The organism is Rahnella bruchi (assembly GCF_003614975.1).
Taxonomy (GTDB): domain Bacteria; phylum Pseudomonadota; class Gammaproteobacteria; order Enterobacterales; family Enterobacteriaceae; genus Rahnella; species Rahnella bruchi.
Window position 1 is genome coordinate 141,402 of sequence record NZ_QZWI01000001.1, and the last position, 25,831, is coordinate 167,232.

Consider the following 25,831-nt stretch of genomic DNA (forward strand, 5'->3'; position numbering starts at 1 on the left):
CAATCTTATTTCAAGGGTTTTATTTTTTAGCCACCGTAACTGAAGGCCGAACGGACAGTTTTTGCGCGAAGTGCCGCAGGATCGTCGGCTGTTTTGTGCAATGGATTGGGGTACCTCGCAGAGTACGGTACACTTAAGCTATTGCACCTTAACTTTGAAGCCTTTATGCGTCGTCTAACTTTGTGGATGCTTTTACTGAGCGGCTTGTCCACAGCAGTTTTTGCTGAGACTGCCCCAACACACCCCAGCCCGACTGCAGTTTCTGCGCCGGTGAAAGATATTCGCCAGAGCGGCTTTGTCTATTGCGTAAATGGCATGGTTAATACGTTTAACCCGCAAAAAGCCAGCAGCGGGCTGATTATCGACACACTAGCCGCGCAGTTATATGACCGGTTGCTGGACGTTGATCCTTATACGTATCGCCTGAACCCTGAACTGGCGCAAAGCTGGGAAGTGCTGGATGAAGGCGCGACCTACCGTTTCCACCTGCGCAAAGATGTGCCTTTCCAGAAAACCAACTGGTTTTCACCTTCGCGCAAAATGAACGCTGACGACGTGGTGTTCAGTTTCCAGCGCATCGTGGATCCGAATAATCACTATCACGCGGTGAACGGTGAGGAATATCCGTATTTCGACAGCCTGCAGTTTGCCCGGACAGTGAAAAGCATCAAAAAACTCGATGATTATACCGTCGAGTTCCGTCTCAATAATCCTGACGCCTCTTTCCTCTGGCATCTCGCCACACATTACGCACCGGTGCTTTCAGCTGAATACGCAGCGAATCTGACCAAAGCCGGTAATGAAGAAGAAATTGACCGTCAGCCGGTGGGAACAGGTCCGTTCCAGCTGGGCGAATACCGCACCGGTCAGTACGTGCGTCTGGCACGTAACGGGCAGTACTGGAAAGGCACCCCGCGCATGGCGCAGATAGTGATTGATATGGGTGTCGGCGGTACCGGTCGCTTGTCCAAATTGCTGACCGGCGAGTGTGATGTACTGGCTTATCCGGCGGCGAGTCAGCTGTCGATTTTGCGCGAAGATCCGCGCCTGCGCCTTTCTCTGCGTCCGGGGATGAACGTCGCTTATCTGGCGTTCAACACCAATAAAGCGCCGCTCAACGATCCGCGTATTCGTCAGGCTGTTGCGCTGTCTATCAATAATCAGCGTCTGATGCAGTCGATTTATTACGGCACCGCTGAAACCGCTGCGTCAATTTTGCCTCGTGCGTCGTGGGCCTATGACAGCAACGCACAGGTCACGGAATATAATCCCGAAAAAGCCAGAAAGATTTTAAAAGATCTGGGACAGGAAAAGCTCAATCTGCATTTGTGGGTACCGACGGCGTCGCAATCATTCAACCCGAGTCCGCTGAAAACCGCAGAACTGATCCAGGCAGATTTAGCACAGGTCGGGATTAAAGTGACTATTGTTCCGGTCGAAGGGCGTTTTCAGGAAGCGAAGCTGATGGAAATGAATCATGATCTGACGCTCACAGGCTGGTCAACGGACAGTAACGATCCGGACAGTTTCTTCCGCCCGATGCTCAGCTGTGCAGCACTTCATTCGCAGACCAACTATGCTCACTGGTGTAACCCGGAATTTGACGAACTGCTCCGTCAGGGGCTTTTGTCACAGCAACTTTCGCAGCGTATTGAGTTTTATCAGCAGGCGCAAAAAATCCTGGAGAAGGAACTGCCGGTGTTACCGCTGGCCTCTTCCCTGCGGCTTCAGGCTTATCGTTATGACATCAAAGGGCTGGTACTGAGCCCGTTTGGTAACTCGTCGTTTGCCGGCGTCTTTCGCGAAGATGACAAAAACCGTGATGATGAAGGAAGGAAAGCCCCATGATTATCTTCACGTTACGACGCATATTACTGCTGATAACCACACTGTTCTTTCTCAGCCTGGTGGCGTTCAGCCTGAGCTATTTTACGCCCAACGCTCCGCTGCGCGGTGCATCTTTATGGGATGCCTACCGTTTCTATTTTTTAGGCATCTGCCAGTTTGATTTTGGCGTGTCGAGTATCAACGGCGAAAGTATTACTTATCAGCTCAAAGCCGTATTCCCGGCGACGATGGAACTGTGCGTGCTTGCCTTTTCGCTGGCGTTAGTCGTAGGAATTCCGCTGGGTATTCTGGCGGGCGTAATGCGCGGGAAATGGCCGGATGTCGCGATCAGCAGCCTTGCCCTGCTCGGTTTCTCCATTCCTGTCTTCTGGCTGGCCGTGCTGCTGATGCTGTTCTTCTCAATGCAGCTCGGCTGGTTGCCGGTATCCGGTCGCCTTGATCTCCTCTATCAGCTGAAAACTGTCACCGGGCTGACGCTGGTTGACGCGTGGCTGTCTGATTCGCCTTATCGCCATGAAATGATCATGAGCGCCATCCACCATATGATTCTGCCGATTGCCGCGCTGGCCGTTGCGCCGACAACCGAAGTTATCCGCCTGATGCGTATTTCCACAGACGATGTGCTGGCGAAAAACTATGTCAAAGCCGCCGCGACACGAGGATTGTCACGCTTTACTATCATCCGTCGTCACGTATTGCACAACGCGCTGCCGCCGGTCATTCCAAAGCTCGGCCTGCAATTTTCGACCATGCTGACGCTGGCGATGATTACCGAAGTGGTCTTTAACTGGCCGGGTATAGGCCGCTGGCTCATTAATGCTATCCGCCAGCAGGATTACGCCGCAATTTCAGCAGGTGTGATGGTGGTCGGCTCGCTGGTGATTGTGGTTAACGTACTTTCGGACATTCTCGGTGCATTGATGAATCCGTTGAAACATAAGGAATGGTATGCCCTTCGATAATGTGTACCGCGAAAAACAGGCACCCAGTCCGCTGCGCCATACGTGGGGGATTTTCTATCGCGACACGCTTTCCATGATCGGTTTCTATGGCGTGCTCGGGCTGCTGCTTTTATGCGTTTTTGGCCATCTGCTGGCGCCTTACGCACTGGACCAGCAATTCCTCGGCTACCAGCTGTTGCCACCTTCATGGTCGCGCTACGGTAACGTTTCATTTTTCCTCGGCACGGACGATCTGGGACGAGATTTACTCAGCCGGATGTTAACCGGCGCAGCGCCGACCATTGGTGGCGCGCTGGTGATAACCCTCGCAGCCTCGTTGTGTGGCGTGATTATCGGCGTACTGGCAGGGATTACCCGCGGGCTGAAATCCGCCATTCTTAACCACATTCTGGATACGCTGCTCTCGATCCCTTCCCTGCTGCTGGCGATTGTTGTGGTGGCCTTTATCGGCCCGAAACTGGAGCACGCGATGCTAGCCGTCTGGCTGGCGCTGTTGCCACGCATTTCGCGCACCATTTACAGCGCGGTGCACGACGAGCTGGAAAAAGAATATGTGGTTGCGGTTCGTCTCGATGGCGCCTCGACCTGGCAAATTCTGCGTTATGCCGTATTGCCAAATATCGTTGCGGTGCTGGCAACAGAATTTACCCGCGCCTTATCGATGGCGATTCTGGATATCGCTGCATTGGGCTTTCTGGATTTGGGCGCGCAACTTCCCTCGCCGGAATGGGGAGCGATGCTCGGTGATTCGCTGGAACTGGTCTACGTCGCGCCGTGGACTGTCATGCTGCCGGGTGCCGCCATCCTTATCAGCGTTTTGCTGATAAACCTGCTGGGTGACGGTGTGCGCCGGGCAATTAATGCGGGAGTGGAATAATGCCTTTACTCGATATCCGCAATCTGACCATTGAATTTATGACCGCCGATGGGCCGGTCAAAGCCGTTGACCGCGTCAGCATGACGCTGAATGCCGGTGAAATCCGCGGACTGGTGGGCGAATCCGGTTCAGGCAAGAGCCTGATTGCTAAAGCGATTTGCGGCGTAACCAAAGACAACTGGCGCGTGACGGCAGACCGGATGCGCTTTGACAATATCGATCTGTTGCAGCTGTCGCCACGTGAGCGACGCAGACTGGTCGGACAAAACGTGTCGATGATTTTTCAGGAGCCGCAATCCTGTCTCGATCCTTCCGAAAGTATTGGCCGTCAGCTTATTCAGGCTATTCCCGGCTGGACATATAAAGGCCGCTGGTATCAGCGCTGGAAATGGCGGAAAAAACGCGCCATTGAGCTGCTGCACCGGGTTGGGATTAAAGATCACAAAGACATTATGGCCAGTTATCCTTACGAACTGACCGAAGGCGAATGTCAGAAGGTAATGATCGCCATCGCGCTGGCCAATCAGCCGCGTCTGCTGATTGCCGATGAGCCGACTAACGCTATGGAACCGACGACACAGGCGCAGATTTTCCGTCTGCTGGCACGGCTGAATCAGAACAATAACACCACGATTTTGCTCATCAGCCACGACCTGCAAATGATGAGCAAATGGGCGAACCGCATTAACGTATTGTATTGCGGTCAGACGGTTGAGAGCGCCGTGTGTGAGGATCTGCTTGCCGCACCGCATCATCCTTACACGCAGGCGCTGATCCGCGCGATGCCTGATTTTGGCCGTTCTTTGCCGCATAAAAGCCGTCTGAATACGCTGCCGGGTGCAATACCTTCACTGGAGCATCTGCCGATCGGCTGCCGTTTGGGGCCGCGCTGCCCTTACGCACAGAAGAAATGTATCGAGACGCCACGCCTGCGTCTGGCCAAAACGCACGCTTATGCCTGCCACTTCCCGCTGAACATGGAGGAGCAATAATGGGCGAAACCCTGCTTGAAGTCCGCAATCTGAGCAAAACGTTCCGTTATCGCACCGGACTGTTCCGCAAAATGAATCTGGATGCGGTGAAACCGGTCAGCTTTACGCTGCGTGAAAAACAAACGCTGGCGATCATCGGTGAAAACGGTTCAGGTAAATCGACACTGGCTAAAATGCTTTCCGGGATGGTTGAACCGAGCGGCGGCGAAATCCTGATTGATGAGCATCCGCTGGAATTTCGCGATTATCGTTTCCGCAGTCAGCAAATTCGTATGATTTTTCAGGATCCCAGCACATCACTTAATCCACGTCAGCGCATCGGTCAGTTGCTTGAAGCACCTTTGCGCCTCAATGGCGAAATGGACGCACAGCAACGTGAACAACGCATCAATCAGACCCTGCGGCTGGTCGGTATGCTGCCGGATCATGCAAACTATTATCCGCACATGCTGGCATCCGGTCAGAAACAGCGAGTTGCACTGGCTCGCGCACTGATCCTGCAACCAAAAGTAATTGTGGCCGATGAAGCGCTGGCATCTCTGGATATGTCGATGCGTTCACAAATTATCAACATGATGCTCGAACTGCAGGAAAAACAAGGAATTTCATACATCTACGTGACGCAGCATCTTGGCATGATGAAACACATCAGTGATCAGGTTTTGGTCATGCATGAAGGTGAAGTGGTGGAGCGCGGCAATACCGCAGAAGTGCTGGCGGCGCCCCTGCATGACCTGACGAAGAGGCTGATCTCAAGTCATTTCGGCGAAGCACTAACGGCAGACGCCTGGCGTCGCGACGGAAATTAGCCCGGCGCAGATCCGGGGAATCACAGGCGGAACACAAAAACGGTGCCAGAAAACAGGCACCGTTTTTTATCTCTGCAATCGGGGATATCGCCGATGAAATTCGCGACCAAACCCGTTCCTCTGGCATATCTGCCGTTTTCTATTCCTTTTAGATATGATTTATCGCTTAACATTATTTTATATCGACAACAGTATCGGCAAGGATAGGGTCTGATAATTTGCCTGGATGCCAGGCTTGAAGCAAAGGACCCGTTCATGGAACAACAACGCAAGGCCGCGCACAGCGGCTGGTATCATGAAACACAATCCAGCCAGTATGGCCACCTGCCGCTTGATCCCCATGCTGCGTTAGTTCAGGATCGCTTTCTGCTCGGGCTGGATATTCAGCTGGATCCGACACTTCGTCAGCTACTTAACGAACGCCAAAAACTTCTGCGTGCTTCCCGCGCCTGTTACGAAGTCCTTTTCCCGGATAATCTCAGCGTATCGCGTACGGAGACGCTTTCTTTATATGACCGTCTCAGCAGTGCTCTGACCGTTGCGCAGGTGACCGGCGTACAATCACTTTGTAGTCACTACGCCGCCCGCCTCGCCCCTCTCTCAAGCCCTGATGCCTCCCGTGAAAGTAACATCCGCCAGACTCATATCACGCAGTTCGCCCGCTTACTTGCCACACAGCCAACGCTTATCACCCCGCCGATGCTGGATCAGCTTTACGGCGTTGGATTCAGCACGCGCGATATCGTGACTTTCACGCAACTGATCGGTTTTGTCAGTTATCAGGCGCGTGTTCTGGCTGTTCTGAATGGTTTACGCGGACGTGCAGCGGCGGTACTCCCCGGCTTCCCGGCGCCTGAAGGCTGCGAGCAGAAAGGATTTTCTCTGGCGATGCTGCAATGGAAATCAAGGCTGCCGGAAGTCGCACCAGAAACTGCCAGCCGTCATCAGCAGGATGTTCTGGACTTAATCGCTCCCGATGCACGCTCCTCTTCGTTTTATACTCTGCTGGTACATGACGCCGATGCGCTGAGCGAATTCTCTGCCGTCTTTAATCATGTGATGCAGGCAGGTGAGCGCCCGAAAGCCGCATGGCGTGAGCTGTCGGCGGTGGCCACCTCACAGTTAAATGGCTGCCTTTACTGCGCGGGGATCCACGGTCGGCTCTATCTCGACGCCGGTGGCAATGAAACCATTATCGCCTCATTGTTTGAAGATAATCTTCGTGATGATGCGGTAGACGTGCTGTCGAAAATGCTGTCCGAAAGAAAAGAAGCCGCATTACTGGACGCGGTGATCACACTGACACGCACACCGGAACGTTTTGACGCCCGCCAGCTACACGGATTATCAGACGCGGGTTATTCGGCAACGCAATCTCTGGATATTCTGCTCACAGCCGCACTGTTCAGCTGGTCAAACCGCCTGATCCAGACGCTGGGAGATACACTCAACCGCTGAGATAACGCCGCAATTCCCTTCATGCTATTCCCTCTCATTCCGGCAGGATAATCACCTGCCGGACAGGTCAAATGTAAATTCCCTCACCACCTAACCGCCATAAGTCGTACTAATCTTATTTTCAACCGGAAATTTAGTGTTAAAACGGGATGCAGATCACACTAGTCTATGTATCGTTCTCAATACCTTTGCTGCGTTGTTTTCCCGTTTCAGAAAAACCTACAAACAGCACAAAATTGCAGACGCATTCACTGTTTATTCATCATTATGCGGTTGAATAACCCGGTTAAGACTTTTTCAGAAAAACAATAACAAATTCAGAATATGGATTGTTATTTATACAACATATTCAGTTTGTCTATTTAGAAAACATAAACGTTAATTCTGCATAACATTTCGAACACAGTTTAATCAGGTCGGATAAGTTAAATGTAACGGTATATGTCAAACTCCTTGCCTCATTTACGCAGATAGTGAACATTACTTCCCGTCATCCCATCTTATAACAATGCAAAGGGTGCTTATTTCGCGCCACTTATGCGTTTCTGCTGTATACGGGCAGAAGGAATAAAACAGAGGTACGAGTGTCAACTGCAAACAAAACACCCAATAATGAAAGCGTGAGTCTGAACGCCTTCAAACAGCCAAAAGCGTTTTACCTGATCTTCTCCATCGAATTGTGGGAACGTTTCGGTTATTACGGCCTGCAAGGGATCATGGCAGTTTATCTGGTCAAAATGCTTGGCCTGAGTGAAGCTGACTCCATCACCCTGTTCTCCTCTTTCAGTGCGCTGGTTTACGGTTTCGTAGCCATTGGCGGCTGGTTAGGCGATAAAGTACTGGGCTCAAAACGCGTGATCGTGCTCGGCGCGATTGTTCTGGCGTTAGGTTATTCCTTCGTTGCCTATTCCGGCCACGAGGTGTTCTGGGTTTATCTGGGTATGGCGACCATCGCCGTCGGCAGTGGCTTGTTCAAAGCAAATCCATCCTCATTGCTTTCTACATGCTACGAAAAAGATGACCCGCGTCTTGATGGCGCGTTCACCATGTATTACATGTCCGTAAACATCGGCTCATTCTTCTCCATGCTGGCAACCCCATGGCTGGCCGCGCAGTATGGCTGGAGCGTCGCGTTCTCTCTGAGCGTTGTCGGTATGCTGATCACCATCGTGAACTTCATGTTCTGCCGCAAATGGGTAAAACGTCAGGGTTCTAAACCAGACTTCGCCCCGTTACAGTTCAAAAAGCTGCTGATGGTTCTGGTTGGCGTGGTTGCACTGGTGTTCCTGTCAAGCTGGTTGCTGCATAACCAAACCATTGCACGTATGGTTCTGGGCGTTGTTTCTGTAGGTATCATCGTTGTTTTTGCGAAAGAAACCTTCGCCATGCATGGTATTGCACGTCGTAAGATGATTGTGGCGTTCATGCTGATGATGGAAGCGGTAGTGTTCTTCGTCCTTTATAGTCAGATGCCAACTTCTCTGAACTTCTTTGCTATCCACAACGTCGGGCATGACCTGCTGGGCATCAGCTTCCAGCCTGAGCAGTTCCAGGCTCTGAACCCGTTCTGGATCATGGTTGCCAGCCCGGTTCTGGCCGCTATTTACACCAAAGTAGGCGACCGTATGCCTATGCCGCACAAGTTTGCCATTGGTATGGTGCTGTGTTCAGGTGCGTTCCTGGTTCTGCCTTGGGGTGCAAGCCTTGCCAACGAACAGGGCATCGTTTCTGTTAACTGGCTGGTGCTGAGCTACGCGCTGCAAAGTATCGGTGAGCTGATGATTTCTGGTCTGGGTCTGGCGATGGTTGCACAACTGGTACCACAGCGTCTGATGGGCTTCATCATGGGCGCATGGTTCCTGACTACCGCAGCCGCTGCGATTATCGCGGGCTACGTGGCAAACCTGACGGCAGTGCCTTCCGAGATTGAAGATGCACACGCCTCACTGGCGATTTACAGCCACGTGTTCCTGCAGATTGGTATCGCAACGGGTGTAATTGCTCTGCTGATGCTGGTAACTGCATCTAAGCTGCATCGTATGACGCTGGATCGTGACTCTGACGAGAAGCAACCAGAACTGGCTTCTGCTGCTCAGTAATCGTAAAAAGTATTCATGATGATTGACGAACGCCTCCTCCGGGAGGCGTTTTTTATGGCAACGATTTAGCAAAAATATTCATTGTGTTAGGATTGCGTAAGCGAGACTTACGAAAACGGAACAATCCTGATGAGCGAAAATCACAGCAGATATAAGCAGTTAACCCGCTATTTATCCGCTGATATTCTTAAGAACAAAAAAGATTTCTCCTGGCGGCGGATCATCATCCGTTGCATAAAACAACCTCAGCACCGGTATATTTTCTGGTGGCGCATCGCGAGCTATTTATATTCGACGAACAGTCATTTCTGTAAAGCCCGTGCCCGCAAGATGAACTATTCATTAATCAGAAAGTATGGCATCGAGATCATGCTTGGCGCGCAAATTGGCGAAGGAATCAGACTGCCTCATCTGACAGGTATTGTCGTCAACCCGCATTGCATAATTGGGCAAAATGTCCGGATCCGTCAAAACACCACTATCGGCATTAAAGTTGATGAGGGAACAAGACGACTGGTGATTGGCGATAATGTTGATATTGGCGCTAATTGCTGCATTATCGGCAATGATATTACCATCGGTCACAATGTCACCATTGGTGCGATGTCATTCATCAATAAAAACATCCCCGACAATGCTGTGTGCTATACCGAAAAGAGCAGCAAGATCATCATCAAAACGTGAGCCGTCAGCGCACGGCATTTCGCCCGAACTTTTTATCCAAGATAGTAACGCCCCTTTCCGCTTTGTTTTGCGCGATACATGGCGGCATCGGCGCGCGCCATCAGGGTGTCGGGTAACAACGGCTGACGCGCACGCCCCACCGCCACGCCAATGCTGGCTGACAGCGATACCGGCACACCTGCGACACGATCGACACCACGTAATGCGTTCATCAGGCTGATACAAATCCGGCTGACGTCGCTTTCAGTATTCACTAAATGGCCCAGCAAGACCGTAAACTCATCCCCCGCCAGACGGGCTACCACGTCCTGAGAACGCAGGTTATCGCGTAAAGTATGACCGAAAAACTTCAGGATCAAATCGCCAAATTCGTGCCCATAGGTGTCGTTGTAAGCTTTAAAGTTATCAATGTCTAAAAAAAGTAACGCTATGTCTTTATCTGCTTTTTCTTGTTGTCTGGCGGCATAAATCAGGGATTGCTGGAATGCCCGCCGGTTGGGGAGGCCGGTCAGCGAATCATGGTTGGCCTCGAATTCCAGCTGCGCCTGCAATTCTTTAATCTCACTGATATCGGTTGAAAGGCCATAGTAGCCACGACCGCTATCATCACAGGGAATGAGCGTGGTGTGCAAAACACCTCCTTTTCCGTTTCGGGAGTAACCGGGTAACTCAATGTCATAACTGACGGCCACCCCCTGTAACACCTGGCGAATATAGGGCTCGATTTGCTGGTAAGTCTCCTGCCCTACCACGTCTTTCACCTGCCGGCCACGCACCTTATCTTCGGCCACACCGTACCAGCTGGCATGAAAGTGGTTCACGAAAATGTATTCTTCATTGGCATCAACATGACATATCAGTGCCGGGATGTTGTCGGTAATGGCCCGCAACCGGTTTTTGCTTTCCGTCAGTTCCCGCTCGCGATTCAGACGCTGTGCAATTTCCTGATGCAACTGCTCCATCGCCACCTGAAGTTCATTAGTGCGTGCGGCTACGCGGCGTTCCAGGTCGCCCTGCAACGAATACAAAGTCTGTTCAATGTTTTTGCGCTCAGTGATGTCGCTGATCACCACGATATAGTGATGCGCCTCTCCGGCAGCGTTGCGCACCAGAGAAGCGGTGAGCGTCACCCACAGTGTGCTGCCGTTCGCACGCTGCAGCAGCTTCTCGACGCTAAAACTGTGAATTTCACCTGAGAGTAAACGAGGGATCAAAATATTTTCGGCATAGAGATCTTCAGGATGCGTTACGTCATGAAGCAGGCAACTGCGTAGCTGATATTCAGCGCAGCCCAGCATATTACATACCTGAGGATTGATACGCAGCCAGCGCCAGTCGAGGCCGACCAGAGAAAAACCGACAGCCGCATGAGCGAATGTCTGCTCAAATAAGGCTTCGCTCTTCGCCAGATTATCCTCCACCCGTGCCGTGTACTGCCGGTTTTCCAGATGAAAAATGTAGCTTTGCACCAGCGCGGTCATGTCGATCAACGTTTGCCCGTCTTCTTCGCTCCACTCTCTTGTCCGGTCGTCAATCAGGCAAAGCGCGCCCAATGCAACCCCCTGCTGGGAATGCAGTGCGCAACCGGCATAGAAGACGATATGCGGCGCGCCGGTGACCAGCGGATTATCGTGAAACCTCAAGTCCAGACGGGCATCCCTGACAATCAGAGGGCCGGATTCAAGAATGGTATGACCGCAAAACGAGGTATCGCGCGGGGACTGATTGATATCGATACCGGTATGAGACAAAAACCACTGCCGGTCGGCATCAATCAGTGAGACAACGACGGCTTTGGCCTGAAACTGGCGCGCAGCCATGCGGGTGATACGGTCGATCTCCTCAATTCTGGGGGAATCCAGGATGCCCAGAGAAGCCAGTATCGCAAGCCGCGCCTGTTCATCAACTGCCTGTTGAGGGACTAACATAATGCACTCTCGATGATGACTGGTGAATATGTCATCAAGTCTACTGCGTTTAAATGGAAAACCGGCTCTGATTCCGCCCTTGCCGGGCAAAATTCAGAATAGTGACAGATCACAAAAAACGCATTTATTTTACAAGATTTGCACAAATAGCGGCAAATCAACGGCTAAAGCGAACTTACCCAGTTCACATGGGTAGCATCAACCTGACCAGATTGTTCTGCGTCACGACGGTATTTCTGCCGCATTTCTGACGGGGTCGCGCCATAAAACTCAAGGAAGTAACGACGCAGCGCACCTGGCTCAAGCCCGCACTGACGGGCAATAACGGCCAGACTTTGATCTGACATTGAGGACGTCCGCAGTAAACGTTTTGCGAGCAATAATCGGCGGCTGCGGATGAACTGAGCGATCCCCCCGAGTGGCTCAAATAGCCGGTATAAACCCGAGCGCGAGATGGCAAAGTTTTTACATAGCACATCCACACTCACCGGCTGGCTGAGATGTTTTTCGATGTACAGACAGATGCGTTCCAGGCGGGCACTTTGTTCGAAAGGATGCTCAACTTTTTTGCCCGCCACCAGGTGCAGCGTTTGCAGGAATACAGACGCCGCGCCTTCGCCGGTGCTCAGCACTTCCTGCTCGGTCATCTGATCAAACACCTGCACCATCGTCGCAAAGTGGTTACGCAGAATAATGTTCACCGGTGATGCCGCAGGAATGCGCTTGCCGTGCAGGGCCGCAATATCGACATTAAAATGCAGGCTGTGCTTGGGCATAATAATGTACTGATACGAGCCCAAACGCGGTTTCTGGTCACCCGGATACACGTGGATTTTGATCGGCTGCGACATATCCTGGATCATGATATCCCCCTGAACCAGGGTGAAACGCTCACCGAAGCACTGGCATTCCATCCCGCCGATGATAATGATAAAAATCACGATATGATCGGGCATGGAAAACAGATTGCCGTACTGGCGGTTAATATCGTGCTCGCTGACGGTGAGAACACCGCCGATTACGCGCCCGAAATTATATCCTGTCACACCCCAGTCAAATTCATCCCTGTGACGATCGGGCAGTTCAAGCTTGAAGCCTGCGCTGGACATCCCGTCTTCCCATTCATAGAAACGGGTCTCGAAATCCTGATAGATGTTGGCACCGTCTACTATCTTTCGTGAAGATGAATCGCTCATTTTCTCACCGAAAATTAAGATAATTCCGAAACGATAATCTACCTCACACTGATAAATCAATGCGTAGCAGCAATGGGTAACACAATTTCACCGCTTCTTTATATTTTTAAGGCCAAAGAAAATTGCACAACGGATTGTAAAATCAGGAATTAAAGGGGTTTTTTTCCCCGGATTGAATGATCCGGTTATCCGCGATAATTATTTTCGGATCGGTTAATATCATGTTGAAGATCCTCACTTTCGTGATTTGCTATTCTTAAAAAAGCACGATTCATTTTCTCACTCAACCATCTCCAGGAAATGCCCATGGAAAAAAGAAAGGTCCTGGATGAAGGACGTCAGCTCAAACGCATGAATGCGGAAACCCGCAGGCAATCGCACATGCACAAATGGTTTGCCATCGTGGCGGCACTCGACTGTGTGTTGGTTATTTTTTACGATCAAGATATGCGCAATATCGTTTTCTCGGCCGGTGTTTGCATCGTCTGTACCTTCCTGTGGCTCAAAGGCCGCAAACAATCCCGCAGTTATCGCCGCGAATGGGATCAAAAATTCGGCACTAAAAAACATCTCTGAGTTTTTACCCTGCCTGAACGTCTCCTTTTACCTTTCCGACCATAAAGAAATTCCTAAATTTGATAAAAGTGTTTCTGCCCCTTGCTCAAAATCAGTCAAAATAACCTCCGGCATACCCGCAAATAACCACTTATAAAATTTATGCATCTCGACGTTTACACGTTATTTATATTTGAGCTTTTTATTCTCATCCTCCTCACCGCCGTCATGCTGTTCGCGTGGATCGGCGGGCGCAGGGATCCGACACTCGGGCTGACAGCTCTGATGCTGGCTTTCTCTACGGCAGGCACATTGCTCAGTAGTATGCGCTCAGGGGTAAGTGAAGTTATTCCCGTGGTTTTCAGTAACATGATGATTTTACTTTGTTACGGAATTATGTGGGCTGCATTAAGAATGTTTACTGGCCGGCGGGTGTTGCTGCCGGTGGTATTTTCCGGGCCACTTATCTGGCTTCTGTTTTGCCTGTACCCCGCGTTTTACCACAGCCTTGAGCAGCGGATTTTCCTGACATCATTGCTAACCGCGACTTATACCCTGCTGACGACACTGGAACTTTGGCATGCGCGCAGACAGTTGCAGGTGACTTACTGGCCCGCGCTGCCCCTGAGTTTCTTCCACGCCAGTTTCTATCTGGCTCGTCCTTTCTTTGATGACAGCCTGCCCTATGCCGAGATGGCGGGCGGTCATAGCAGCAGATTCTTCGCTATACTGATTTTTGAAGCCATTTTGTACGCAATTTGCCTGTCTTTCATCATTCTTGCTATGGTCTATGAACGCGGTCAGCTGGGTTATAAGCAGGCTTCTTTGTCGGATCCACTGACGGGTGTGGGTAATCGCAGGGATTTTCTTGAGCGCGGTAATGAGCTTATCAGGAAGCGTAAAAATAATGATTTCCCTTTGCAGCTGATCTTATTTGATCTGGATAATTTCAAGCGGCTCAATGATCAGTATGGCCATGCCGGTGGCGATTCAGCTCTGGTTTTCTTCTGTAATGTGGTGAATTCTTCCCTGGAGAAAAAGGATATTTTTGCCCGTATAGGCGGGGAAGAATTCGCTTGCCTGACCACCCGTCCCAGGGAACAGGCAATACGGATGGCAGAGAAAATTCGTTTTCAGCTGGCGCAGAACTCGCAGAACAATATTCCGATGACGGTCAGTGTAGGAATGGCTTTTAGTGAACCCGATCAGGACTCAATTTCACATTTATTAATTCAGGCAGATCATGCTTTGTATCGGGCGAAATCCGCCGGTAAAAACCGCATTGAACTGAGTTGATCGTTATTCACCCGAACAAAATATCGAATACCTCACTTAGGGCGTGATAACCGATTGAATTTTAGAATTTAAAAACAACCGTAATATTCTCATCCAATTGTGAGTAATAATTGCAAAAACAACCTGATGAGTCACCGGCTTATACACCGTGCCACACCCACACTCATTTCCTGCTCGGGGTAGTTAACTCATGCTTACTGATATTGCGATATGCCAGGCGGTTCTTGATGCTCTTCCCGAGGCAACGGTGCTCAAAGACGACAGCCGTAAACTGGTATTTCTCAATCAGAAAGCCTGTGAGTTTTATGGTCGTTCGCGTGAGGAGCTGATTGGTCAGGATGTGTCATTTTTCACCGAGCCCGAGCAGGCGACCCGTCAGCGTCAGCGTGATATCGAAGTCCTGGAAACCGGTGAGAAAACGGTTAATGAAGAAACGCTGGTGGATCCTTCCGGAAAGCGGCGCAATGTGCTGGTGCGTAAGTCGCGCGTCACCCTTGAGACACGGCATTTTATTCTGACCTCCATTATGGATATCTCCCTGCTGCGCAGTTCCGAAGCGCAGATCCGTTATCTCGCCCGCCATGATGTGCTGACCGGTCTGCCGAACCGCACGGCGCTGAGTGAAGAGCTCAGCCAGATCGCAGCGCAGAGGATGTATCGCCCTGAACCGTACGCGCTTTTCCTGCTCAATCTCAATGATTTCAATTACATCAACGACACTTACGGTTATCAGGCCGGTGATGCGATTCTGTGTGAATTCGGGCAGCGTTTACGAAATGAAGTCGGTAACAGCGGAACAGTTTCCCGTATTGGCGGTGATGAGTTCTCCATTATTTTGCGAAATAATCCGACCAGCGAAATGGCCAATAATCTGGCGCTGGAAATTTTGGTGATGATGCGCCAACCTTTCACGTTGACGCGCGCAAACCCGATGATCACGATTTCTTTCGGTATCGTGATGTTTGGCGCTGAAAATATTACTGCTGGTGAAATTATGCGTCGCGGGAATACCGCGCTGCTGGAAGCCAAGCAACGCGGCAAAAACATGTTCTCGTTTTATTCTGAATTGCTGGATGCCAGCAGCGTCAGTAAACGGATTATGGTGAAAGCGCTGGCAGAATCGCTGGCAAAAGAAGGCGATCTTTCCTGCGTCTACCAGCCGATTTTGCGCAGCCGTGATGAAAAAGTCGTGTGTGTGGAAGCGCTGGCACGCTGGAACCACGGCGTACTCGGTCAGGTTTCCCCGGTTCAGTTTATTGCTCTGGCAGAAGAAACCGGTATGGTTATCCAGCTTGGCGAGATCGTTCTGCGCCAGGCCTGCCGGGATATTAAAAACTTCGGTCAGCTGAATCTGGCGATTAACGTATCCGCCGTACAACTTGGCGAACCGGATTTCGGGCCACGAATTCTGGTTGTTCTGGCTGAAGAGAATTTCCCGCCTTCACGTCTGGAACTTGAACTGACTGAGACGTCGGTGATGAACGCCAATGCGACAAGTCTGAGTCATCTGGCTAAACTGCGCAAAGCGGGCGTCAAAATTTCGCTCGATGATTTCGGTACCGGTTATTCCAGCCTCAGTTTATTGAAAGATATCTCGGTCGACAGCGTGAAAATCGACCGTTCGTTTGTGCAGTACGTCACAGAAGTGAATGATACTGCCGCCATCGTTTCTGCCGTGTCCCAGCTGGGCAATAAAATGCACCTTAACGTAATCGCCGAAGGTGTGGAAAATCAGCTTCAAAAATCCTTTTTAGTATCAGCAGGTTGCTCACATCTTCAGGGCTATCTTTTCTCAAGGCCGGTGCCGGTTGAAGTATTATCAACGTTGCTTACCACTGAAATGAATATGTCAGCCAGTATCTGAAACACGGATACATAAGCTTCATAGATAACTCAAAACACCTTATTAATTCATTCAATTGGCGCTCGTCCCTGTTTTACTGACATGATCGGGGCTGATAAATCACGCCGTTTAAGGAAATACATCATGTCATCGTTTTCAGGTATCTGGGTCCCGCTGGTCACGCCTTTCAAACAGGGTGAGATCGACTTTACTGCACTGAAATCTCTGTGCACCCGGCTGCTCAAACGGGGCGTTGATGGCGTTGTCGTCTGCGGCACCACCGGAGAAGCGCCGATGCTTTCCAAAGAAGAACAACTTCAGGTGCTGGATGCTGTGCTGGAAGTCGTGCCCGGACATCAGGTCATCATGGGTCTCTCCGGTACCCACATGCCGGTTATCCGCGAGATGCAGGATGCGATCCTTCGTCGCCCTGTCGCCGGCCTGCTGATCCCCGCACCCTATTATATCCGCCCTTCTCAAGCCGCACTGGTTGCCTGGTTTACTGAAATTGCCGACCATTCCACAGTGCCTGTGATGCTTTACAACATTCCTTACCGTACCGGCGTGCAGATGGAGCTGGAAACATTTCGTCAGCTGGCTAAGCATCCGCAAATCAGCGCCGTCAAAGATTGCGGCGGTAGCATTGACCTGACGCTGTCACTGCTCTCTGATGGAGAACTCGATGTGCTGTGCGGGGAAGACGTGCAGATTTTCTCGACGCTGAGTCTGGGCGGTGCTGGTGCCATTGCAGCTTCTTCGCATATTTTCCCGGAAGAGTTTGTAGAACTCATCCGTCAGTTCAAAGAACAGGATATGGTGGCCGCGCGTAAAACGTTTTTCGGCTTGCTACCGATGATCCGCCTGATGTTTTCCGCCCCCAATCCGGCGGCGATTAAGTACGCATTATCTCTCGACGGGCTGATGAACAATGAGCTGCGTTCACCGATGCTCCCTGCGCCGGAAAATGTTGAAGTGGCTGTCAGGGACTACCTGAATCAGCATTCCCGCTGATAATCCCGGTGACGGTCAGCGGTGGCCGTCACTCTGCGCATCACAATATGAGCAATCAGGCTCACTCTCACAATTAAAACACTGACATTTGCGCCCGCCGGTTCTAGGATAGAAGCAGATTTTATATAGCCGTATCGTGTCCCGCAAAACCTCGTTGTTTTACGGCGTCAGACGGGTTGCTCATCCAATGGAGTACTTATGAAACTGTATTATAAATCCGGTGCCTGTTCCCTTTCCCCGCATATCGTTCTTCGTGAGGCAGGGCTGGACTTCAGCATCGAAAAAGTTGATCTGGCGACCAAGAAAACTGAAACCGGTGACGACTTCCTGGCGGTGAACCCGAAGGGACAAATCCCGACGCTGCTCCTCAATGATGGCAGCATTCTGACTGAAGGCGTGGCTATCGTGCAGTATCTGGCCGATCAGAAACCCGATCGTCAGCTGATGCCGGAACAAGGTACGCTGGCCCGTTATCACGCGCTGGAATGGCTGAACTATATTGCGACAGAGCTGCATAAAGGCTTCTCTCCGCTGTTTAATCCCAAAACGCCGGATGATTTTAAAGCCGTGACCCGCGAAGCGCTGAGCAAGAAATTTGCTTACGTGAATGAGTCCCTGAAAGGCAATCAGTTCCTGCTCGGTGCACGTTTCAGCGTGGCAGATGCGTATCTGTTCACCGTGATGGGCTGGGCAAAAGCCCTGAAGTTTGACCTGAGCGCACTGGCCGAACTGAATGCGTATCTGGATCGTGTGGCTGCACGTCCTGCGGTTGACGCTGCAATGACGGCGGAAGGCCTGAAATAATTTCTGCGCCTGAAAGTTTTAAATAGCAATGCACAAACAAAAACGCCCCGTCTGAGCACAGCACGGGGCGTTTTTTATGGGGGTAAATCTTAAAGTTTTACCGCCGGGAAATGGTGCTCAGGCTTGACCATCTTGTCCTGCGCCGCCACGATTTGCAGCTCATACTCACCCATTGCATGGGTGGTCAGCATCACTTCGTAAACCGCCGCGGTGACGTGTTCCAATGCTTTGTCCAGTGCCTCGCCTTTGAGCAGATTGACCAGCAGTAAACCACTGGTCAGATCGCCAACGCCGACCGGCTGACGCACACCGAAATCAACCAGCGGACGGTCGATATGCCAGGCTTCATCCGCCGTCACCAGCAGCATTTCAAAGCGATCGCTGTGATAACCTGCACGACTTAAATGTTTCACCAGCACAATTTTCGGGCCCTTGCTGATAAGCTCACGCGCCGTGGCGACCGCCTCTTCAACACTTGCCACCGCATGCCCGCTCAGTAATTCCAGCTCCAGCAGGTTCGGGGCAATGATGTCGCAGTTCACCAGTGCCTGATTACAATGGAACTCGGCAACGCCCGGTGCCACGATACAGCCCTTTTCAGGATGTCCCATGACAGGATCGCAAAAATACCAGGCGTCAGGATTCGCCGCTTTCACCAGTTGGACAATTTCCAGAATACTTTGTCCCTGTTCCGGTGAGCCGATATAGCCGCTCAGCACCGCGTCACAATCCTTCAGACGGTCAATGTCCGCAATCCCCTGTGCGATTTCAGTCAGATGCGTGGCAGGCATCACACAGCCTGTCCAGTGGCCGTACTGGGTATGATTGGAAAACTGAACGGTATTCAGCGGCCAAACGTTTGCGCCCATACGACGCATAGGGAATTCCGCCGCGCTGTTACCCGCGTGCCCAAAAACGGTGTGTGACTGGATAGAAAGAATGCTTTTCATGAGGAGTTTCCGATTGCAACGTCATCGGGAGATGGCGGAATAACTGATATCAGTGAACAAAAACGGGAGACTTTTCAGTCCCCCGTTATGCCGGCCTAAAACTTATGCCCAGAGCAGCAGGGTGTAGTTCTTTTTACCACGACGCAGCAAAGTATAACGACCAAACAAACGATCGCTGTCAGTAAAACTGTATTCTGTGTCAGTCTGTTTTTCGCCGTTTACAGAAACCGCGTTGGAAGAAATCATGGTACGCGCCTGACCTTTCGACGGTGCCATACCCGCAATGACCAGCGCCTGTTGCAGGTCTGTGTCGCGTGGCACTTCAAACAATTCCAGACCATCCTGCGCCAGCTGACCGAAATCGACTTCGGTCATTTCGCTCAGGGAACCGGAGAACAGGCTCTGCGTGATGCGTTTCGCAGCTGCCAGACCTTCTGCGCCGTGAACCATACCGGTCACTTCTTCGGCCAGAACGTACTGCGCGCGTGGCGCTTTGCCGCTGGTTTTGTCTTCTTCTTCCAGCGCATTGATGTCTTCAATGCTCATGAAGGTGAAGAACTTCAGGAAGCGGTAAACATCGGCATCCGCGGTGTTGATCCAGAACTGGTAGAATTTGTATGGGCTGGTTTTCTTCGGATCCAGCCACACTGCGCCGCCTTCGGTTTTACCGAATTTGGTGCCGTCAGATTTGGTGATCAGCGGAACAGTCAGACCGAACACTTGTTTCTGGTGCAGGCGACGGGTCAGGTCGATACCTGACGTGATGTTACCCCACTGGTCGGAACCACCGATTTGCAGTTCAACTTTGTGCAGGTCATAAAGGGAAGAAAAATCATAACCCTGCAACAGGTTGTAAGAGAATTCGGTGAAGGAGATGCCGCTGTCATCCCGGTTCAGACGCTGTTTCACCGCTTCTTTGTTAATCATCTGGTTAACAGAGAAGTGTTTACCGATATCACGCAGGAAGGTCAGCACGTTCATGCCGCCGAACCAGTCGTAGTTGTTGGCGGTGATCGCGCTGTTTTCGCCACAGTTGAAATCCAGGAACGGAGAAACCTGGTGGCGGATTTTCTCCACCCACTCATTCACGGTTTCGTTGGTGTTCAGCTTACGCTCAGTCGCTTTAAAGCTCGGGTCACCGATAAGACCGGTTGCGCCACCGACCAGTGCGACAGGCTTGTGCCCGTTCAGCTGGAAACGTTTCAGGCAAAGCAAAGGCACCAGATGTCCCAAATGCAAGCTGTCTGCGGTAGGATCGAAACCGCAATAGAGTGCAATTGGCCCTTGCGCCAGTCGCTCTGCTAACGCTTCTTCATCCGTTACCTGGGCAATGAGGCCCCGCTCTTGCAGTTGTTTAATCAGGTTGCTGCTCGCCATCAAAGACTCCGTTTGTTTGTACTTAGAAATATGTACTGAATGTGTGCAGATTCATGTCCGACATCATGCCACGCATGTGCCTTTTCTCTCACCTTTACGGGGAACGACATAGAATAAAGCGCTCGTCGTCCGAGCGCTAGGGAATCGCGTGTTTTTTCGTGGTTAAGGTGCGAGGCGGTCTATTTTCCAGCCAGTTTCTGTCTCTGCTTCATCTCGCTGATAAATGAACCGGTCGTGCAGACGATGCTCGCCGCCCTGCCAGAATTCCATTGAATCGACTTTAACGCGAAAACCACCCCAGAAACTTGGCAACGGGACTTCGCCATTACTGAATTTCTGTTTCAGTTCGAGGAATTTACTTTCCAGCACGCCGCGCGCTGAAATGCGGGTGGATTGCTGAGAAACCCACGCGCCAATCTGGCTGTCTTTCGGACGGCTGGTGAAGTATTTCATCACTTCCAGCGTTGATAAACGCTCTGCCTGACCGAGAACATTCACTTGTCTGTCGAGCATATGCCATGGGAATAACAGGCTGATACGGGAATTGCCCGCCAACTGCTGTGCCTTACGGCTGCCGAGATTGGTGTAAAACACCAGACCCTTTTCATCATAATGTTTGAGCAGCACGATACGCTGGAAGGGCTGTCCGTTTTCATCCACCGTCGCGACAACCATCGCCGTCGGGTCCGCCAAACGGGCATCACACGCCTGTTTTAGCCAGCGTTCAAACAAAGGCAGCGGTTGTGGCGTTAACTCCGCACGACGTAATCCGCCACGCGTGTATTCGCGGCGCGAGTCCGCAATATCAAATTCTTTATTATCAGCCATATGGATCAATTGCGTATCAAGGGAAGGTAAACGCATTGTGCACCCGCAGCGTCAGGATCTCAACGTTCCTGACGCGGGGTTTAGAAAGGGAAAGCGGAGGTTTAATAATTTTTATTGCTGAACGCAATCGTCAATGATGACGTTCTCACCGCGCTGCACAAAGGCCTGATTACCTTTTGACCAGAACGTATAACGACCATCGCTGTATTTCGTGCCGGAAGCGGCTTCAACCTGTTTCAGTTTCAGCTGCTCGCCGTCGAGCACCATATCAACCTGCTTCGCAGGTTTATCCAGCGTAACGGTCAGCGGCAATGTTCCGCACTGGTAGTGCAGTTCCTGCGTCGGGCTTTCTGTCTGGTGGCTGAACTGGCTACATCCGGCCAGCGTTAATCCTGCAAGAGAAGCGATGATCGCCTTTTTCATTCTGAACTCCCTGAGTGTTCTCGGTTTATCTGTTATGTACCATGCCGGGTTGCACAACACATTGAGATAAAACCGAGAACGCTTCAGGCGCGGGTTGAAACCACCGGATAAATCGCTCCGAGCAGGGTTTCGCGACTGGCACCGGTCACGGAAGGCAAGTTACCCGACTGACCGGACAACGTTCTGAATGCCAGCCAGGCAAACGCCAGCGCTTCCATATCATCGCCACTGATCCCGCAGGCATCGGTAGTACATACTTCAGTACCCGGCAGCATCGCAGACAAGCGCGTCATCAGCAGCGGATTACGCGCACCACCGCCACAGACCATCAGACGGTCACAGCCGCCAGCCAGCTGAACCTGTTCGGCGATACTGACTGCCGTGAGCTCAGCCAGCGTGGCCTGCACATCAGCCGGAGAGATTTCCGGTGAACGCGCAAGCTGCTTTTCCAGCCACGCCATATTGAAGTATTCGCGGCCGGTGCTTTTGGGCGCAGGCTCGGCAAAGTAAGCGTCGGACAACATTTGTTGCAGCAGACGTAAGTTCACCCGACCTTCACCCGCCCACTCAGCGCCTTTGTCATAAGGCTGCGCTTTATGACGCCAGATCCACGCATCCATCAGCATATTGCCCGGACCGGTGTCGTAACCGCGCACCGGCTGCCCCGGCAGTAACATTGAAAGATTCGCAATCCCGCCGATATTAAGGATCATCCTGCGTTCGGCCGGATCAGACAGCAGCGCCTGATGGAATGCCGGCACCAGCGGCGCGCCCTGCCCGCCCCACGCCATATCGCGACGACGGAAATCCCCGACAGTGGTAATGCCGGTCATGGCCGCAATGCGGTTGTTATCACCCAGTTGCATTGAAAACGTGTTTTCGCCTTTAGGCTGATGCCAGACTGTTTGTCCGTGGCAGCCAATAGCGGTGACTTCTTCCGGTGAAATATCGGCGCTTTTCAGCAGCGCTAAAATGGCTTCACCGAATAAGATCCCCAGTTGCGTATCAAGCCTGCCGACTTCTTCCAGCGTCACCTGTTGTCCCTGGCACATGCCGAGAATGGCATTTTTTAATGCAATAGGAATGGGATGCGAATAGCTTGCCTGTTGCGCGACCATGCGTTCGTCGATTGCAGCCAGCACGACATCCACGCCATCGAGACTGGTGCCGGACATCACGCCGATATAACGACCTGACTTCATAGATAACATCCTCAACTCCCGGAAAACATCCGACATAAGTAATAGTGACAGAGTAATCGGTATAGGAAGCATAACGCCATGAGTTACTCAGTTTTTATTACACCCTGTGATGGCTTCGTGTTTTTCGTGTTACGAATTTTAATTTTTGAAAACAGACTGGCGATTAATCAGGCAAGAACAACATTTAAGATGCACTTATTTGATCACACCCGTCGCTGTCGAAAACTTAAACCAGCGTTTATTATTAGTTGAGCACGCTTCCTGTATACTAGGTGAAAGTGAAGTAAATATGGTATACGACCACTCTCGACACTGATGTTGAACTGTGTACTGTTTTTTCTCTGTTGTTGTGGCTAGTCTGAAGCTGTACAGCAGCATTATAAAGGAGCTATTTATGATTAAGCGTTTACTCGTCGTCGCACTCGCCGGCATTTCACTTGCTGGTTGCGTCAGCGATAACTCACTGTCTGGCGACGTTTACTCCTCGTCTCAGGCAAAACAAATTCAACAAGTGACCTACGGGACTATCGTTTCTACGCGTGCGGTACAAATTCAGGGCGGAGATGATTCAAATATCGTCGGTGCTTTGGGCGGCGCGGTACTGGGTGGTTTCCTGGGTAACACGGTTGGCGGCGGTACAGGCCGTAGCCTGGCAACAGCGGCGGGCGCAGTGGCCGGTGGCGTTGCGGGTCAGGGCGTGCAAAGTTCTCTTAACCGCTCTCAGGGCGTAGAACTGCAAATCCGTCGTGATGACGGCACCACAATTCAGGTGGTTCAGAAAGTCGGCGCGACCAAATTCAGCGTAGGTCAGCGTGTCAGCATGGCGAGCAGCGGCAGCACCATCACCGTCTCTCCGGGTGCCTGATTCCGGCCACTGAGTGCAAATAAAAAACCGAAGCCAATGGCTTCGGTTTTTTTATGGGTAGAGCAAATACGACGCTGTGTGACGAAAAGAGCTAACAACCGGTTCTTATGATTTGCTTTGCAGTGAAGCAATATTTTTTTCCAGCCGGGATAACATCCCGCCGAGTTGTTCAATTTCTACAGAAGACATGCCGGACAAAATTTCTTTGCGCGTGGAATCAATAACCGATTCCATTTCGTTGATGATTGGCGCGGCTTCTTCAGTCAGTTTGATGCGCTTAGCACGGCGATCGCTCGCACAAGTCTGACGGGTAATCAGCTTCTTTTCTTCCAGTTGATCCAGTGTACGGACCAGAGACGGCTGCTCAATTCCGATGGCTTTCGCCAGCTGGATCTGAGACTGCTCCGGAGGCAACATGTTGATATTGTGCAGTGTTACCCAGTGTGTTTGCGTGAGTTCCAACGGCTTTAACCGATCGTCAATCAACGCACGCCAGGCACGAACTAATCGTGCTAAATCTGACCCCAGATTCGATTCCAATTATCCCCTCCTTATAATTAGCATGCTAAGATAACTCCCCGGAGTTTAGCTTAGTTTTTGGAACTTTAATCGATAAATTACAATTCTATATATAATGATAGGTACTATTGCATCCGGGAGCGGTGTCCCCGCTTTCAGATTTAAACTTGTTTATAACACAATCACCGGCAGAGATTAATATTGTGAATGCGCAAATGTTTCACTCAGGCTTCCCGCTACCGGATTTGGTCCTGGGTGCCTCACTTTATTTCCCCCCGATGTTCAAAGCGCTTTTACTGGGGCTGGTATTCTGGCTTCTGATACACCGACTGCTGCGCGACTGGATTTATTCTGGTGAAGTCTGGCATCCCACGCTGATGGATTTATCTCTTTTCGTTATCTCTATTTGTGCCGCACTGATACTTATGGTGAACCTCTGAAATGAAATTTAAGACTCTCAAATATTTCTCGACAGTGTTGATTTTCGCAGTCGCAATATGCGCCGGATGGTGGATGTGGAATTATTATATGCAGTCCCCGTGGACACGGGATGGCAAAGTTCGGGCCGAAATTGTGGATATCACGCCGGAAGTTTCCGGGCGGATCACTGAAATAAAAGTCCACGACAACCAGTTCGTTAAAAGCGGCGATCTGCTGTTCAGTCTTGACCCTGTGCCCTTTAAAATCGCAGTCGATAACGCCGAAGCCGCACTGGCGAAAGCCGCGGCTGATTTAGCCAAAGCCAATCATGAGGCCCAGCGACGCCGCGGGCTCGGCACTAACGTTATTTCTGCTGAATCGTTAGATGAATCAAATATCACCGCCAAAGGAATGCAGGCGCAATATCAGGCAGCACAGTCGTCATTAGAACAGGCGAAGTGGAATCTGAGTAAAACCACTATTGTCGCGCCGACTGACGGTTATATCACCAATCTGCAAACCCGCAGAGGCAACTATGCCACGACCGGTACGCCGCTGGTCGGGCTGGTGGATATCCATTCCTTTTATGTTCTTGGATATTTCGAAGAAACCAAACTCAAAAATATTCGCGAAGGAAATATGGCAGATATCACTCTCTTTAACGGCAATATTCCGTTGCAGGGACGGGTGGAAAGTATTGGCCGTGCCATTTACGACCAGAGCCTCGATACACCGGAAGATTTACTGATGAACGTAAAACCGAATGTGCCGTGGGTGCGTCTTGCTCAGAGAATACCGGTGAGAATTAAACTTGAAAACGTACCAGAACATGTTGTTCTGGTGGCCGGAACCACCTGTACGATTTCCGTGCGTAATTAAGGTTTC

General features: G+C 51.1%; 24 protein-coding genes. 16 read left to right on the plus strand and 8 right to left on the minus strand.

Going from position 1 to position 25,831, the window contains the following annotated elements:
- Positions 1 to 165: 165 nt before the first annotated feature.
- The 8 genes from sapA to D5398_RS00690 all read left to right on the plus strand — a co-directional run bounded on the left by sapA (position 166) and on the right by D5398_RS00690 (position 9,729).
- The gene (sapA, locus tag D5398_RS00655; protein WP_120505916.1) at positions 166 to 1,848 is read left to right on the plus strand and encodes an ABC transporter substrate-binding protein SapA; all 1,683 of its coding nucleotides are present in this window, start codon (positions 166 to 168) and stop codon (positions 1,846 to 1,848) included.
- On the plus strand, positions 1,845 to 2,810 hold the full coding sequence (sapB, locus tag D5398_RS00660; protein WP_120505917.1) for a putrescine export ABC transporter permease SapB: 966 nt from the start codon (positions 1,845 to 1,847) through the stop codon (positions 2,808 to 2,810). The genes sapA and sapB overlap by 4 nt, the downstream gene beginning before the upstream one ends.
- Complete coding sequence (gene sapC, locus D5398_RS00665) at positions 2,797 to 3,687, plus strand: putrescine export ABC transporter permease SapC (RefSeq protein WP_120505918.1); 891 nt, start codon at positions 2,797 to 2,799, stop codon at positions 3,685 to 3,687. The genes sapB and sapC overlap by 14 nt, the downstream gene beginning before the upstream one ends.
- A complete protein-coding gene (gene sapD / locus D5398_RS00670; RefSeq protein WP_120505919.1) occupies positions 3,687 to 4,679 on the plus strand; it encodes a putrescine export ABC transporter ATP-binding protein SapD in 993 nt (330 codons plus the stop codon). Before sapC ends, sapD begins: the two co-directional genes overlap by 1 nt.
- Positions 4,679 to 5,488 (plus strand): putrescine export ABC transporter ATP-binding protein SapF, encoded by an 810-nt coding sequence (gene sapF / locus D5398_RS00675; RefSeq protein WP_095921494.1) that lies wholly within the window; start codon positions 4,679 to 4,681, stop codon positions 5,486 to 5,488. Before sapD ends, sapF begins: the two co-directional genes overlap by 1 nt.
- 255 nt (positions 5,489 to 5,743) lie before the next feature.
- A complete protein-coding gene (locus D5398_RS00680) occupies positions 5,744 to 6,946 on the plus strand; it encodes a CMD domain-containing protein (protein ID WP_120505920.1) in 1,203 nt (400 codons plus the stop codon).
- 584 nt (positions 6,947 to 7,530) lie between these two features.
- On the plus strand, positions 7,531 to 9,045 hold the full coding sequence (dtpA, locus tag D5398_RS00685) for a dipeptide/tripeptide permease DtpA (protein ID WP_244216693.1): 1,515 nt from the start codon (positions 7,531 to 7,533) through the stop codon (positions 9,043 to 9,045).
- 129 nt (positions 9,046 to 9,174) lie between these two features.
- Positions 9,175 to 9,729 carry a serine acetyltransferase gene (locus D5398_RS00690; RefSeq protein ID WP_120505922.1) on the plus strand — a complete coding sequence of 185 codons (555 nt, stop codon included), beginning with the start codon at positions 9,175 to 9,177 and terminating at the stop codon, positions 9,727 to 9,729.
- A gap of 32 nt (positions 9,730 to 9,761) precedes the next feature.
- Here the strand turns inward: D5398_RS00690 and D5398_RS00695 are convergent, their stop codons facing one another.
- Together D5398_RS00695 and D5398_RS00700 are read right to left on the minus strand one after the other, a co-directional pair.
- The gene (locus D5398_RS00695) at positions 9,762 to 11,657 is read right to left on the minus strand and encodes a diguanylate cyclase domain-containing protein (RefSeq protein WP_120505923.1); all 1,896 of its coding nucleotides are present in this window, start codon (positions 11,655 to 11,657) and stop codon (positions 9,762 to 9,764) included.
- A 164-nt stretch (positions 11,658 to 11,821) separates the two neighbouring features.
- A complete protein-coding gene (locus D5398_RS00700; protein WP_120506646.1) occupies positions 11,822 to 12,853 on the minus strand; it encodes an AraC family transcriptional regulator in 1,032 nt (343 codons plus the stop codon).
- 306 nt (positions 12,854 to 13,159) lie between these two features.
- Here D5398_RS00700 and D5398_RS00705 point away from each other — a divergent pair, with 306 nt between their 5' ends.
- The 5 genes from D5398_RS00705 to gstA all read left to right on the plus strand — a co-directional run bounded on the left by D5398_RS00705 (position 13,160) and on the right by gstA (position 18,362).
- Positions 13,160 to 13,429, plus strand: coding sequence for a hypothetical protein (locus tag D5398_RS00705; RefSeq protein ID WP_120505924.1), 270 nt, complete (start codon positions 13,160 to 13,162; stop codon positions 13,427 to 13,429).
- Between the two features lie 141 nt (positions 13,430 to 13,570).
- The gene (locus tag D5398_RS00710) at positions 13,571 to 14,704 is read left to right on the plus strand and encodes a GGDEF domain-containing protein (RefSeq protein ID WP_120505925.1); all 1,134 of its coding nucleotides are present in this window, start codon (positions 13,571 to 13,573) and stop codon (positions 14,702 to 14,704) included.
- Between the two features lie 190 nt (positions 14,705 to 14,894).
- On the plus strand, positions 14,895 to 16,568 hold the full coding sequence (locus D5398_RS00715; protein ID WP_120505926.1) for a sensor domain-containing protein: 1,674 nt from the start codon (positions 14,895 to 14,897) through the stop codon (positions 16,566 to 16,568).
- 123 nt (positions 16,569 to 16,691) lie between these two features.
- Positions 16,692 to 17,558, plus strand: a complete 867-nt coding sequence (dapA, locus tag D5398_RS00720) for a 4-hydroxy-tetrahydrodipicolinate synthase (RefSeq protein ID WP_120505927.1) — start codon at positions 16,692 to 16,694, stop codon at positions 17,556 to 17,558.
- 198 nt (positions 17,559 to 17,756) lie between these two features.
- Positions 17,757 to 18,362: a glutathione transferase GstA gene (gene gstA, locus D5398_RS00725; RefSeq protein ID WP_120505928.1), complete on the plus strand. Its 606-nt coding sequence runs from the start codon at positions 17,757 to 17,759 to the stop codon at positions 18,360 to 18,362.
- 89 nt (positions 18,363 to 18,451) lie between these two features.
- Here the strand turns inward: gstA and pdxY are convergent, their stop codons facing one another.
- The 5 genes from pdxY to anmK all read right to left on the minus strand — a co-directional run bounded on the left by pdxY (position 18,452) and on the right by anmK (position 23,142).
- The gene (pdxY, locus tag D5398_RS00730) at positions 18,452 to 19,312 is read right to left on the minus strand and encodes a pyridoxal kinase PdxY (RefSeq protein ID WP_120505929.1); all 861 of its coding nucleotides are present in this window, start codon (positions 19,310 to 19,312) and stop codon (positions 18,452 to 18,454) included.
- 102 nt (positions 19,313 to 19,414) lie between these two features.
- Positions 19,415 to 20,689, minus strand: coding sequence for a tyrosine--tRNA ligase (gene tyrS / locus D5398_RS00735; RefSeq protein WP_120505930.1), 1,275 nt, complete (start codon positions 20,687 to 20,689; stop codon positions 19,415 to 19,417).
- 162 nt (positions 20,690 to 20,851) lie between these two features.
- Positions 20,852 to 21,517 (minus strand): pyridoxamine 5'-phosphate oxidase, encoded by a 666-nt coding sequence (gene pdxH, locus D5398_RS00740; RefSeq protein ID WP_120506647.1) that lies wholly within the window; start codon positions 21,515 to 21,517, stop codon positions 20,852 to 20,854.
- Positions 21,518 to 21,628: 111 nt separating this feature from the next.
- Complete coding sequence (locus D5398_RS00745; protein WP_120505931.1) at positions 21,629 to 21,940, minus strand: MliC family protein; 312 nt, start codon at positions 21,938 to 21,940, stop codon at positions 21,629 to 21,631.
- 83 nt (positions 21,941 to 22,023) lie between these two features.
- Positions 22,024 to 23,142 carry an anhydro-N-acetylmuramic acid kinase gene (anmK, locus tag D5398_RS00750; RefSeq protein WP_120505932.1) on the minus strand — a complete coding sequence of 373 codons (1,119 nt, stop codon included), beginning with the start codon at positions 23,140 to 23,142 and terminating at the stop codon, positions 22,024 to 22,026.
- 394 nt (positions 23,143 to 23,536) lie between these two features.
- Between anmK and D5398_RS00755 the strand changes: the two genes are divergently transcribed.
- Complete coding sequence (locus D5398_RS00755) at positions 23,537 to 24,007, plus strand: outer membrane lipoprotein (RefSeq protein ID WP_120505933.1); 471 nt, start codon at positions 23,537 to 23,539, stop codon at positions 24,005 to 24,007.
- A gap of 105 nt (positions 24,008 to 24,112) precedes the next feature.
- Here the strand turns inward: D5398_RS00755 and slyA are convergent, their stop codons facing one another.
- Complete coding sequence (slyA, locus tag D5398_RS00760; RefSeq protein WP_101077051.1) at positions 24,113 to 24,547, minus strand: transcriptional regulator SlyA; 435 nt, start codon at positions 24,545 to 24,547, stop codon at positions 24,113 to 24,115.
- A 194-nt stretch (positions 24,548 to 24,741) separates the two neighbouring features.
- On the opposite strand from slyA, the gene D5398_RS00765 reads away from it, so the two are divergent.
- Positions 24,742 to 24,966, plus strand: a complete 225-nt coding sequence (locus D5398_RS00765; RefSeq protein WP_112288005.1) for a DUF1656 domain-containing protein — start codon at positions 24,742 to 24,744, stop codon at positions 24,964 to 24,966.
- A 1-nt stretch (position 24,967) separates the two neighbouring features.
- Positions 24,968 to 25,825: an efflux RND transporter periplasmic adaptor subunit gene (locus D5398_RS00770; RefSeq protein ID WP_120505934.1), complete on the plus strand. Its 858-nt coding sequence runs from the start codon at positions 24,968 to 24,970 to the stop codon at positions 25,823 to 25,825.
- The last annotated feature ends 6 nt before the right edge of the window (positions 25,826 to 25,831 follow it).